The sequence below is a fragment of the Nocardiopsis sp. JB363 genome, from assembly GCF_900143625.1.
Lineage (GTDB): Bacteria > Actinomycetota > Actinomycetes > Streptosporangiales > Streptosporangiaceae > Nocardiopsis.
In genome coordinates this window covers 1-11,933 of the sequence record NZ_FRFF01000017.1, presented here as the reverse complement: position 1 = coordinate 11,933, position 11,933 = coordinate 1, and the positions used below count along the sequence as shown (strand labels likewise).

Below are 11,933 nucleotides of genomic sequence, written 5' to 3'. Positions count from 1 at the left end.
CGTCGGGGGCCAGGAGGGTGGGGCCCGGCAGGTCGGCGAGTTCGGTGGCCCAGGCGTGGTCGGCGGCGTCGGTGTCGCGTTCGGCCAGCCACCCGAGGTGGTCGCGGAAGCCGGTGGCGGGTGCGGGGGTATCGGGGTCGGCGTAGCGGGCGAACAGTCCTCGCAGGAACAGCGGGGTGGACCAACCGTCGAGGAGGGTGTGGTGATCGGTGACCACCAGCACGTGGCGGTCGGGGCCGGTCCGGGCCAGGGTGAAGCGCAGCAACGGCGGATGGGCGAGGTCGAAGGGGGTGGCCAGTTCCTCGGCGCGCAGCAGTTCGAGCGCGGCGCCGGGGTCGGCGGAGTCGGACAGGTCGATCTCGCGCCAGCGGGGCGCCACGGCGGCGGGGACGAACTGGACGAGTTCGTCGGCGTGGGTGTGGAAGCCGGCCCGCAGGTTCGGGTGGTGCTCCAGGAGCAGGGCGGCGGCCCGGCGCAACCGTTCGGGGTCCAGGTCGCCCTCGACACGGGTGGCCGACTGGGCGGTGTAGGCGTCGTGGCCGGTGGTGTAGAGGCTGTGGAAGACCAGGCCGGCTTGCAGCGCGGTGGCGGGCCACAGGTCGCACAGGCGCGCGTTCGGGTCGCCGCTGGTGCGCGCCCAGGCGTTCTCGACCCGTTCGATGTCGGCGGTGTCCAGGGACAGCAGCGGCAGGTCGGCCGGGGTGAGGGTGTGCGCCCCGGGGCCGGCGGCGGCCTCGGCGAGGGCCCGCAACGCGCCGGTGATCCGGTCGGCGAGGGCCCGCACGTCCTCGAACTCGTGGACGCCGGGCGCCCAGCGCAGGCTCAGGTGCAGGCGGGCGCCGTCGGGACCCTCCTGGGCGATGGCGCCGACCTCCAGACCGTGGGAGAGGGGCTGATCGGGGTCCTCGCCGAGCATGACCCGGGTGGATACGGGGGCCGACTCCCAGGGTCGGGCGGCGGACGCACCGAAGCGGCCCAGGTAATTGAACAGGACGTCGGGTCGGGCGCGACCGGCGAGCAGATCGGCGGTCTCGGGGTTGAACCGGCGCAACAGCCCGTGGCCGAGTCCGTGACCGGGGGTGGCGCGCACGGTCTCCTTGACCCGTTTGAGCGCGCGGGCGGGATCGGCGTCGGGGAGGAGGGCGACCGGGTGGGACGTGGTGAGCCATCCGACGGTGCGGGACAGGTCCGCGGTGTCGGTGTACAGGTCGCGTCGGCCGTGGCCCTCCAGTTCCACGAGCAGGCGCTGCCCGGTGGCCAGGGCCAGGGCGGTGAGCAGTACCTCCTCGGCGCCGACCCGGTAGACGGAGCCGATGCCGGTGAGGACCTGGTGGGTGAGGTCGGGGTCCAGCTCCACGTCCAGGCCACGTCGGGCGGCGACCAGGTCGGTGGCCGGGTCCAGGTCGCGGGCGCCGAGACGGCGGTGGACGGCCGGGTCGGTCTGGTCGAGCCAGTGGTCGAGTTCGGCCAGGCGTTCGGGGTGGCGGGCCTCCTCGTGGAGCAGATGTGACCAGCGGCGCAGGGAGGTCCCGGCGCCGGCGAGCCGGACGGGACGGCCGGCGCTGAGCGCGGCCACGGCCTCGGCGAGGTCGGGGCCGATCACCCGCCAGGACACCCCGTCCACGGCCAGGTGGTGGACCTGGACGAGTAGTCGTCCCATGTGGTCGGGGCCGGCGTCGAACCACACGGCGGTCAGGGGGTGCCCCTGGGCGAGGTCGACGCGAGTGTGGGCCTCGCGCGCCCGGGCCACGATGGCGTCGGTCAGCGCGGGTTCGGCCAGGTCGGTGGCGTCCACCCGGATGAGGGGGTCGTGGTCTCGCACCTCCTTGGTGGGCGGTACCTCCATCGCGCCGTCGCGTACGCGCAGGCGCAGCGCCCCGTGGTGGGCGATGACGGCGCGCAGGGCCTCGCAGAGGACGTCGCGGGTGATCCCGGCGGGGGTCCACAGCACCTGGGACTGAGTGAAACGGGACGAAGGGGCGCCCTGGGCGAGGAGTTCGGCGGCCACGGCGGTGGCGGCGACCTCACCGAGGGGGTTGTCGGGCACGCGCGGCGCGGCGGGTCCGGTGTCGGCCCGTGCGGCCATGCCCGCGGCGGTGGGCGCCTCGAACACGTCCCGCACCACCAGGGAGAGACCGGCCGCGCGGGCGCGGTTGACCACCTGGATGGCGAGGATGCTGTCACCGCCCAGCCGGAAGAAGTCGTCGTTGGGACCCAGGTCGGTGCCCAGCACCTCGCACAGCACACCGAGGAGGGCCACCTCGGCGGCGGTGGCGGGTGCGGTGGGGTCGGTGGTGGGCGCGGCCGGCTCCGGCAGGGCGGCGTGATCGATCTTGCCGCTGGAGTTGAGCGGCAGCCGGTCCATGGGCACCACACGTGCGGGGACCATGTAGTCGGGCAGGTGGGCGGCCAAGTGGTCGATCACCCGTGCCTCGAACCCGGTTTCGTCCCCTTGGTCGGTGTCGGTGGAGATGCCTGTGGAGGGCACGACGTAGGTGACCAGGTGGGCGCTACCGGTGCCCTGGCGCACCACGGTGGCGCTCTGCGCCACGTCCGGATGGGTGGTGGCCACCGCGTCGATCTCACCGGGTTCGACCCGGTGGCCGCGCACCTGGACCTGACCGTCGGCCCGGCCCAGGTAGGCGACGGCGCCGTCGGCGCGCAGCAGGGCCCGGTCCCCGGTGCGGTACATGCGGGTGCCGGGCGGGCCGTAGGGGTCGGCGACGAAGCGTTCGGCGGTCAGGTCGGGCCGGCCGACGTAACCGCGGGCGAGCCGGTCGCCGGCCAGGTACAGGTCTCCGGGGACTCCGGCGGGCACGGGGCGCAGGGCGGCGTCCAACACGTGGGCGCGCACGCCCGGCACCGGGCGGCCGATGGCGGTGTCGGGTGTGTCGGCGACGTCGCACACCAGGGCGTCGACGGTGTTCTCGGTGGGCCCGTAGAAGTTGAGGGCGCGGGTGCCCTTCAGGGCGCGCAGGTCCTCCCAGAGGCTCTGGGGGCAGGCCTCGCCGCCGAACGTGAGCAACGCGGGCGGGCGACGCAGCTCTCCGGAGTCCAGCAGCCCCCGCAGGTAGCTCGGGGTCAGGTCCAGGTGGTCGAGCCGTCGTTCGGCCACGTGTGCGCCGAAGCGGGCGTGGTCCATCAACAGGTCGGTGTCGAGCAGGTGGAGTTCGTGGCCGTGGACCAGGCCCAGGAGACTGTCCCAGGAGGCGTCGAAGGTGAAGGAGCCGGTGTGCCCGACGCGCGCGCCCTCGGGCAGGTGGCCGTGCAGGTGGGCACGCTGGGTGTCGGCCAGGGCGGACAGGGCCCGGTGTTCGACGACCACGCCCTTGGGGCGACCGGTGGAGCCCGAGGTGTGGATGATGTAGGCGGCCGAACGCGGGTCGGGGGCGGGCAGGTGGCCGATCGTCTGGGCCGCCAGGGCGTCGCGCACCTGGTCGGAGTCGAGTTCGAGCAGTCGCGCGGTGGTGGACTCGGGCAACAGGTGGGAGGTGGCCGAGTCGGCCAGGACGAGCGTGGGTCGGGCTCCGTCCAGTACCCGGGCCAGGCGTTCGGTCGGGTGGTCGGGGTCGAGCGGGGCGTAGGCGGCGCCGGCGCGCAGGACGGCGAAGAGCGCGACCACCAGGTCGACGGAACGGGGCAGGGCGAGGGCGACGGTGTCGCCGGGACCGACCGAGGCCTCGCGCAGCAGGTGGGCGAGCCGATCGATCCGGTCGACGAGTTCGCCGCGGCTCACGCGCACCTCTCCGTGGACCAGGGCGGTGGCGTCGGGGTCCTTCGCGGCGGCGTGGAACAGGGTCTCGGTGACGGGTGCTCGCTCGCCCGGGACCGGCGCGGTGGACATGAGCGTGTCGGGGGCGGCGGTGGTGTCCGACTCGGCGATCCGGGCACGACCTCCGGCCCTGGCGAAGGCGTCGAGGAAGTGGGCGAACCCGACGAGCAGGGCGTGGGCGCCGAACTCGTCGTAGCGTTCGGCGTTGGCGTTGGCCTCCAACACCAGGCCGCCGCCGGCGGGACGGTAGACGGACACGGCGATGTCGTCGACCGGCCCCTCGGACAGGTTGGTGGTGGTGGAGTCCACCCCGTCGAAGGTGAAGACGTAGTCGAACAGCTTGACGTTGATCTCGGGTCCGTACAGGCCGAACCCGTCGCCGACGGCGGACAGGTCACGGCGCAACCGTTCGGACCGGTAGCGCTGGTGGGATCGCAGTTCGCGCTGGGCGGCGGCGGTGTGGACGAGGACGTCGGCGACGGTGTGGGCCGAGCCCACGCGCAGGCGCAGTGGCAGCACGTTGACGACCATGGCGGGGGTGCGCAGGCCGACGGTGCCGACCCGACCCATCGTTGGGGAACCGAGGAGGAGGTCGTCGGCCCCGGTCAGTCGGTGGGTGTAGGCGGCGAAGGCCCCGACCACCGCGTCGGCCCAGGTCGCGCCGTACTCTGCGGAAAGTGCGTCCAGCGCCTCGGCGGTGCCGGAGGCGACGTCCGCGCGGGTGCGCAGGAAGGAGGCGTGCGGTGCGGGCGGAGCCGCGGACAGCAGCGCCAGTTCGGGCCGCTCGGCGAGCCGGTCGACCCAGTACGCGCGATCCGTCGTGTGGCGCTCGGAGGTCTCGTAGGCGTGTTCGTCGGCCACCAGGTCGGCGAGCCGGCCGAAGCGCGAGGCCGGCACGTCCTCACCCCGACCCAGGCGCGTGTACACGTCGGCCACGCGCCGGGCCATCATCGTGATGGCGTAGGCGTCCACCGCCAGGTGATGGTAGCGCTGCGCCCAGAACCAGCGCCGGTCCCCGACGCGGAGCAGTGCGTACCGGTGGAGCGGTTCGCTGGTGGGGTCGATCGGGCGTTCGCGGTCGGCCCGCATCCACGCGCGGGCCCGCTCGACCGCGCCCTCCTCGCCGTCGTCGCCGCGCAGGTCGAGGACGTCCGGTTCACTGGACGCACCATCCTGGACCACCTGTGCGACCCCATCTCCGTCGGCCACCACGCGCAACCGCAACGCGTCGCTCTCCGCGACGAGCACGCGCACGGCCTCCGCGAAGCGGTCGGTGTCCAGGTCCGTGGGGATGTCGGTGTACTGACCGACGTTGAACACCGGGCTGTCCGGGGCCGCCAGTCGCGCGTACCAGACTCCGGCCTGGGCACCGGTCAGGCCCACGGGGACGTCGTGGAGTTCGGCCATGGGTCGGGCTCTCCTCGGGGAAGAAGGGTTCGGCGCCGCGAACGGCGACGAGGGGACGACGGGAACGACGGGTCAGGCGTTGAGCAGCGCGACCCACGCGTGCACGGTGGGGTTCTCCGCCAGGTCAGCGAAGTCGGTCTCCGCGCCGTCGGAGCGCCACTTCTCCATCAGGCTCATCACCCGTACCGAGTCCATGCCGCGGTCGAACAGGTTCTCGGCGGGATCGACGGTCTCTACGGGTTCGGCGAGGATGTGGGCGGCGTCGGCGAGGACCCGATCGACGGTGAACCTCGCGGTGGTCTCGTGGGGCACGGGTCAGACCCTCTCGTCGGTGGGGGCTCCGGCGCGCGCCGCGACGGAGTCGATGATCTCCGCGACCCGGGTCGCGATGTTGGACAGCAGCGACGCCGATACCCCGTGGGTGTGCTCGGTGCCGCCTTGCAGGTAGAGGCCGCAGGTGAGGGTGTCCAGGGTGACCATCCGGTAGTCGCGTTCCACCGCGGGAAGCCCCTCGGGGGTGTCGACCAGGTACCGGGCCAGATCACCCATCAGCGGCCTGGGGTCGGCGGGATGGTAACCGGTGGCGAACACGACGTAGTGGGCCGGCACGGGGGTCTGCTTGCCGGTGATCAGGTCCTCCACGGCCACCGCCACCCCGTCCGCGCTCTCCACCAACCCGGCGACCCGGGAGGTGTTGTGCAGGTGCAGGCGCACTTCGCCGTGGACGCGTTCGGCGTAGTGGCGGCGGTACAGCTCGCCGATGAGGTCGGGGTCCACGACCGAGTAGTTGGTGTTGCGGTGGTAGCCCATGAGTCGGTCCTTGACCTCCTGCGGGGCCGCGTGGAAGGCGTCCACCGCTTCGGGGTCGAAGATCCGGTTGGCGAAGGGGCTGTCGTCGGAGGGGCTGTAGCCGTAGCGGGAGAGCACCGCGTGGACCTGGGCGCGCGGAAAGCGCTGGTGAAGGTGGTCGGCGACCTCGGCGGCGCTCTGTCCGGCGCCCACCACCACGAAGGAGCGCGGGTCGGCGCCCGGTGGCAGCCCGGCCAGGTTGGTGAGCAGGTGCTCGTTGTGCCACACGCGCGAGGACTGCGGCGTGCCCTCGGGCATACGGGGTCGCAGACCCGGGCCGAAGACGACGTTGCGGGCGCGTAGCACCACCTCGTTCCCGGAGCCGTCGTGGGCGACCACGTCCAGGTGGGTGACGCGCTCACCGGAGTACACCGGGCGCACCTCGGTGACTCGGTGGTCGTAGCGGACCTGGTCGGCGACCCGGTCGGCGCACCAGCTCAGGTAGTCGTGGAACTCCTGACGCAGCGGGAACAGCGTCTTGTGGTTGATGAAGTCGTGCAGCCGGTCCACGTGGTGCAGGTAGGACAGGAAGCTGAACCCACTGGCCGGGTCACGGGTGGTGACCAGGTCCTTGAGGAAGGACACCTGCATGGTGGCGTCGGGGATGAGCATGCCCTGGTGCCAGCCGAAGGCGGACTGTTGTTCCAGGAACACCCCGGTCAGCGGCGGGGCGTGGCCCTTCTGTCCGCGTTCGGCCAGGGCGATGGCCAGGCCGAGGTTGGAGGGGCCGAATCCCACCCCGACCAGGTCGTGGACGGTGGGCGGGTGGTCGATGGGGGCCACGGTGGTCCCTTCGTGGAGGTCGGACACGGATCTCAGGCCCCGGTGGAGGCCGGGACGTCGCACAGCAGGTTCAGTGCGTCCTGGGTCGGCAGCACGGTGGCGCAGCGCCCGGCGGCGTAGACGAGCGCGGAACGGTGGTGGTCGGCGCTGAAGTCGGCCACGGCGTCGGCGACCAGGAACGGTTGGATGTCGCGCATGAACGCGTCGGCGGCGGTGAGCTGGCAGCCGATGTGGGCGTAGACCCCGGTGACGATGATCTGGTCGCGCCCCTGGGCGGCCATGCGCTCGGCCAGGTCGGTCTGGGCGAAGGCGCTGTAGCGCCACTTGGTGAGGAGGATGTCCTCGCCTTCGGGGGCGAGTTCGGGGGTGATCTCGGTGTGCTCGGCGACGGACTTCATGCCCGCTCCCCAGAAGTCGCGTTCCAGTCCGCGCTGTTCGGGGGTCATGTCACCGGGTTTGGCGGTGTAGACGACCGGGACTCCGGCGGCCCGGCAGGCGGCGCGCAGGTCCACGATGTTGGCGGTGGCGCCGGTCACCGGCTGGGTGCCGTGGGCGTAGGGGCGCAGGAAGTAGCGCTGCATGTCGTGGACGAGAAGGACGGCGCGGCCGGCCTCCAGGGTCCACTGGGCCCGGTTGGCGGGCAGCTCGTCGGCGGTGGGTAGTGGGTAGGGGTCGATCGTGGGCAGTGCCATCGGTCTACTCGTCCGTTCCGGAGGTGGTGCGGGTCGCGCGCAGATCGCGTTTGGAGGTCTTACCGACGGCGGTGGCCGGGAAGGCGTCGACGAAGCTGACCCGGTCGGGGATCTTGTAGGCGGCCAGGCCACGCCCGCGCAGGAACGCGAGGACCTCGGAACGGGTGGGCTGTGGTCCGTCACGGGTGATCACGTACGCGTGGGTGCGTTCGCCCAGGTAGGGGTCGGGAACGGCGACGATCGAGGCGTCGTGGACGGCCGGGTGCGCCAGGAGGTGGTTCTCGACCTCCTCGGCGCCGATCTTCTCCCCGCCCCGGTTGATCTGGTCCTTGGCGCGTCCGGAGACGACCAGGTTGCCGGAGGGGTGTCGGCGCACGATGTCGCCGGTGCGGTAGAAACCGTCGGCGGTGAAGGCGCTCTTGTCGTGGTCGTGGGCCTTGTAGTAGCCGCGGATCGTGTAGGGGCCGCGGGTCAGCAGGTGGCCGGGATCGCCTTCGGGGACCGGGCGGTCGACGTCGTCGACGACGAGGATCTCGTCGTGGGCGCTGATCGGGCGTCCCTGGGTGGTGGTGACGACCTCGTCGGGGTCGTCGTACCTGGTGTAGTTGACCAGCCCCTCGGCCATCCCGAAGACCTGTTGCAGGGCGCAGCCCAGCACCGGGGTGACGCGTCGGGCCGCTTGGGCGGGGAAGGTGGCGCCGCCGACCTGGAGCACGCGCAGCGACGACAGGTCGCGGTCGGCCTGGGAGCCGCGTTCGACGGCGTCCATCCACAGCATCGCCACGGGTGGTACGACCGCGGTGACGGTGACGCGTTCCCGTTCGATCAGGTCCAGGCAGGTGGCCGGACTCGGGTCGGGGGCCGGGACGACGACGCCGCCGGCGTGGAAGACGCCGAGGAACCCGGGTGAGCTCATCGGGAAGTTGTGGGTGACGGGCAGGGCGCCCAGGTACACGGTGTCGGGGTCCAGGCCACAGATGTCGGCGCTGGCCCGCACCGAGTACAGGTACTCGTCGTGGGTCCGTGGGATGAGCTTGGGCAGCCCGGTGGTGCCACCGGACAGTTGGAAGAACGCCACGTCACCGGGATCGGGTTCGGCGAGGACGGTGGGGTCGGGTTCGGCGCGCAGGTCGGCCAGGGCGGTGAGGCCGTCGGTGTCGCCGGGGTCGCCCACGATCACCACGTGTTCCAGAGCGGGCACCTGCTCGCGCACCTGGGCGGCCATCGCCCGGCAGTCGAACGACCCCTGGGTGTCGGTGGTGATCAGGGCCACGGCCTCGGCGGTACCGGCCAGGTGCAGCAGTTCGCTGCGACGGTGGGCGGGCAGCGCGTAGACCGGCAGGGCGCCCAGCCGGAACAGCGCGAACACCACCTCGAACACCTCGGGGACGTTGGGCAGGTGGAGCACCACCCGGTCGCCCTCGGCCACGCCCAGGCGGGCCAGACCGGTGGCCAGCGCGTCGGCGCGCCGATCGAGTTCGGCGTAGGTCCACCGGGTGCGGCCCGCCGCGACGGCGGTGCGATCGGCGAACCGGGCGGCCCGCTCGCGCAGGAACGCCGGGAAGGTCTCGCCGGTCCAGTACCCGGCCTCGCGGTAGGCGTCGGCCAGCTCTTGGGGCCAGGGGGTCCAGTCGGCCGGGTCGATGGTGCGGCGGCGGTCGTGGGCGGGGGTCATCTCAGACGGTTCCGTTCACTCCGAGGGCGAGCAGGAGGGTGCGCAGCTTGGCGGAGGTCTCGGCGAGTTCGGCCTCGGGGTCGGACTCGGGCATGACCCCGCCGCCGGCGAACAGGTCGACGGTGCTCCCCGCGACGTCGGCGCAGCGGATGGTGACGACCCATGCGCCGTCACCGTGGGCATCACTGTGGCCGACGGCGCCGGTGTAGAAGCCGCGGTCGAAGGGTTCGAGGTCGGTGATGGTGTCGAAGGCGCGACCGGTGGGGGTGCCGCAGATCGCCGGGGTGGGGTGCAGGGCGGCGGCCAGGGTGTGGACGGGAACGTCGGGGTCGGTGAGTTCGCCGTTCACGCGGGTGGACAGGTGCCACATGGTCGCGGTCTTGACGAGTTCGGGTTCGGTCGGCACCGACAACGTGCGGCAGAACGGCCGCAGGGATTCGGTGACCGCGTCGACCACCACCGCGTGTTCGTGGCGGTCCTTGGCCGAGGTGAGCAGGTCGACCGCGTTGCGCTGGTCCTTGGTGGGGTCGGCGCTGCGCGGCGCGGACCCGGCCAGGGGGTTGGAGAGCACGTCGCGGCCACGTTTGGCGACCAGGAGTTCGGGGCTGGCGCCGATGAGCGTGCGGGTCCCGGAGCCGCGTTCGGGCAGGTCGGTGGCGAAGACGAAGGCGGTGGGGTCGCGCCAGAGCAGGTTGGCCAGGACGGTGGCGACGTCGATCGGCTCGTCGCCCTCCACACGCAGACTGCGGGCGAGGACGACCTTGCGCAGATCGGCGTCCTCGGCCATGAGCTTGACCGCGCGTTCGACCGCGGCCACGTGCGCCTCGGGTTCGGGGACGGGGGTGAGGCGCCATCCCTCGCCCAGGGGCCGCCATCGGTTCTCGGGGGCCGGCCCCTCGGTGGGCGAGGGGGCCCGGCGCACGGTCTCGGGGACGACCAGGTGGGCGGGGCCGGAGGTGTCGAAGGGCAGGGCGCCCATGGCGACCGCGTCGGGACCCGCGTCGGCGAGGGCTGCGGAAAGGTCGTCGAGCCGGTCCAGGGTGTGCAGGGCGCCGGTGCCGTGGAGGACGCCGGTGGCGGTGGAGAAGAACGCGTCCCCGGGCCGGTAGGCCGACAGGAGTTCGCCCGCGGAGGCCGCGGGGGCGGCGGTGCGCTGATCGGGCATGGGTGGGGGCCTTTCTGTGTCAGGCACTCGGGGCGGCCGGGGTGGGGCCTCGTGGCGAGGGCTCTGTGGTGGCGGGATCAGCGGAGGGTGGCGCCGCCGTCCACGTACAGCTCGTGCATGGTGATGTGGCGGGCGGCGTCGCCCAGCAGGAAGCGCACGGCCTCGGCCACGTCCTGCGGCTGTCCGAGGCGACGCAGGGGGATGCCGACCTTGAAGTGGCTCGGGTCGCCATCGATCAACGCCTCGGGATCGGGGGTCATCGTCCGGAGCATGGGTGTGTCGGTGGAGCCGGGTGAGACGACGTTGCAGCGCACCCCGAGTGGGGCCAGTTCCAGTCCGAGGGACTTGGTGAACGCCACGGCGGCGGCCTTGGACGCGGCGTAGGCGGCCATGCCGGACCTGGGGACTCCGGCGGCGTTGGAGGCGACGGTGACCAGGGCACCGTGACCGCGCGGTCCCATGCGTCGGGCGGCGGCGCGGCCGACGTTGAACACTCCGGTGGCGTTGACCGCGATGAGACGCCGCCAGTCCTGGTCGGAGCAGTCCACGACGGAACCGGTCGCCAGGGCCCCGGCCGCGTTGACGACGGTGGAGACCGGTCCGAGGAGCGCTTCGACCTCGTCGAAGATGCTCTCCACTCGGATGGGGTCGGTGACGTCGGCGGTGAACGCGAACGCCTTGTGGCCGGTGGCGGTCAACCGGTGGAGGGTCTGGTCGAGGCCGAGGGTGTCGACGTCGACGACCGCGACCCGGGCGCCGTGTGCGGCGAGGTCCAGTGCGACGGCCCGACCGACCCCGCCGGCCGCTCCGGTGACCACGGTGACGGCACCGTCGATCCCGTTCACGTTGAGCTTCCCCTTCCAGCCATGCTGACCTGCAAATAATTAGGCAACCCTAGCCTTAATTAGGGAAACCTAACCTAAGTGATCCGCGGCAAGTTTCGGGCGGGGGACGGGGGCGTGTCAACCGGGCGCACCAGGAGACCTGGGTCACACGCACCCGGCCGCGAAGCGCGGGATGCCGGAGCGCGAATCCGCCCCGGAGAGGAACTCGCCCACGTTTTCGCAGCTCGGATCGGCCAAGGGCGAACTGAGCACGACGGGGCGCATGGGCGTCGGATACCGGAAACGAGACCGACGAGCGACGGTTGAAACCGCGCGGGGGTGAGGTGGTTGTCACCCGAGGTCACGCTCCGACCGGAATCCACCCTCCCCGCGGCCCCCGATCCGACCGACCGGAAAGGGTCCTCATCTGTTCGTGTGCGCGGTCACATGAGTGTGCGTGAACGTACACGAGCGAACACCTCGAACCACTCCGCCCGCGAAGAGTGTGGGAACCGGATCCGAGCGGTGCGCACCCCCACCCCCGGGCGGAGGAGTTTTCCGATTCGCGGGACACCCGCCCTTGGGCGCGGCTAGCGTGGTGTTCGAGCACGGGATCGAACACGGTCAGGGGGTGAGGAGCGGGTGGCGGGCACCGATCAGCGAGGCCTGCGACCGATCGCCGACCCCTACCCGGTTTCGGGTCCCACCGGAGTGGCCGTGCGCACCCGCCTCAAGCACCTGACCGTTCAGGACGAGAAGGTGTTGC

7 protein-coding genes are annotated in these 11,933 nt (G+C 72.3%); all 7 read right to left on the bottom strand.

Translation table 11 applies throughout. The features are described from left to right. Positions 1 to 5,179, bottom strand: a 5,179-nt coding sequence (locus BQ8420_RS03545; RefSeq protein ID WP_143847095.1) for a non-ribosomal peptide synthetase, incomplete at its 3' end; no start/stop codon positions are given. 72 nt (positions 5,180 to 5,251) lie between these two features. Then, positions 5,252 to 5,491, bottom strand: a complete 240-nt coding sequence (locus BQ8420_RS03540; RefSeq protein ID WP_087096360.1) for a phosphopantetheine-binding protein — start codon at positions 5,489 to 5,491, stop codon at positions 5,252 to 5,254. Between the two features lie 3 nt (positions 5,492 to 5,494). Beyond that, positions 5,495 to 6,811 carry a lysine N(6)-hydroxylase/L-ornithine N(5)-oxygenase family protein gene (locus BQ8420_RS03535; protein ID WP_235005903.1) on the bottom strand — a complete coding sequence of 439 codons (1,317 nt, stop codon included), beginning with the start codon at positions 6,809 to 6,811 and terminating at the stop codon, positions 5,495 to 5,497. A 32-nt stretch (positions 6,812 to 6,843) separates the two neighbouring features. After that, on the bottom strand, positions 6,844 to 7,503 hold the full coding sequence (locus BQ8420_RS03530) for an isochorismatase family protein (protein WP_087096359.1): 660 nt from the start codon (positions 7,501 to 7,503) through the stop codon (positions 6,844 to 6,846). A 4-nt stretch (positions 7,504 to 7,507) separates the two neighbouring features. Continuing rightward, positions 7,508 to 9,178 (bottom strand): (2,3-dihydroxybenzoyl)adenylate synthase, encoded by a 1,671-nt coding sequence (locus BQ8420_RS03525; protein ID WP_087096358.1) that lies wholly within the window; start codon positions 9,176 to 9,178, stop codon positions 7,508 to 7,510. Between the two features lies 1 nt (position 9,179). Continuing rightward, the gene (locus BQ8420_RS03520) at positions 9,180 to 10,343 is read right to left on the bottom strand and encodes an isochorismate synthase (RefSeq protein WP_087096357.1); all 1,164 of its coding nucleotides are present in this window, start codon (positions 10,341 to 10,343) and stop codon (positions 9,180 to 9,182) included. Between the two features lie 77 nt (positions 10,344 to 10,420). Continuing rightward, the gene (locus BQ8420_RS03515) at positions 10,421 to 11,188 is read right to left on the bottom strand and encodes an SDR family oxidoreductase (protein ID WP_087096356.1); all 768 of its coding nucleotides are present in this window, start codon (positions 11,186 to 11,188) and stop codon (positions 10,421 to 10,423) included. Between the last annotated feature and the right edge of the window lie 745 nt (positions 11,189 to 11,933).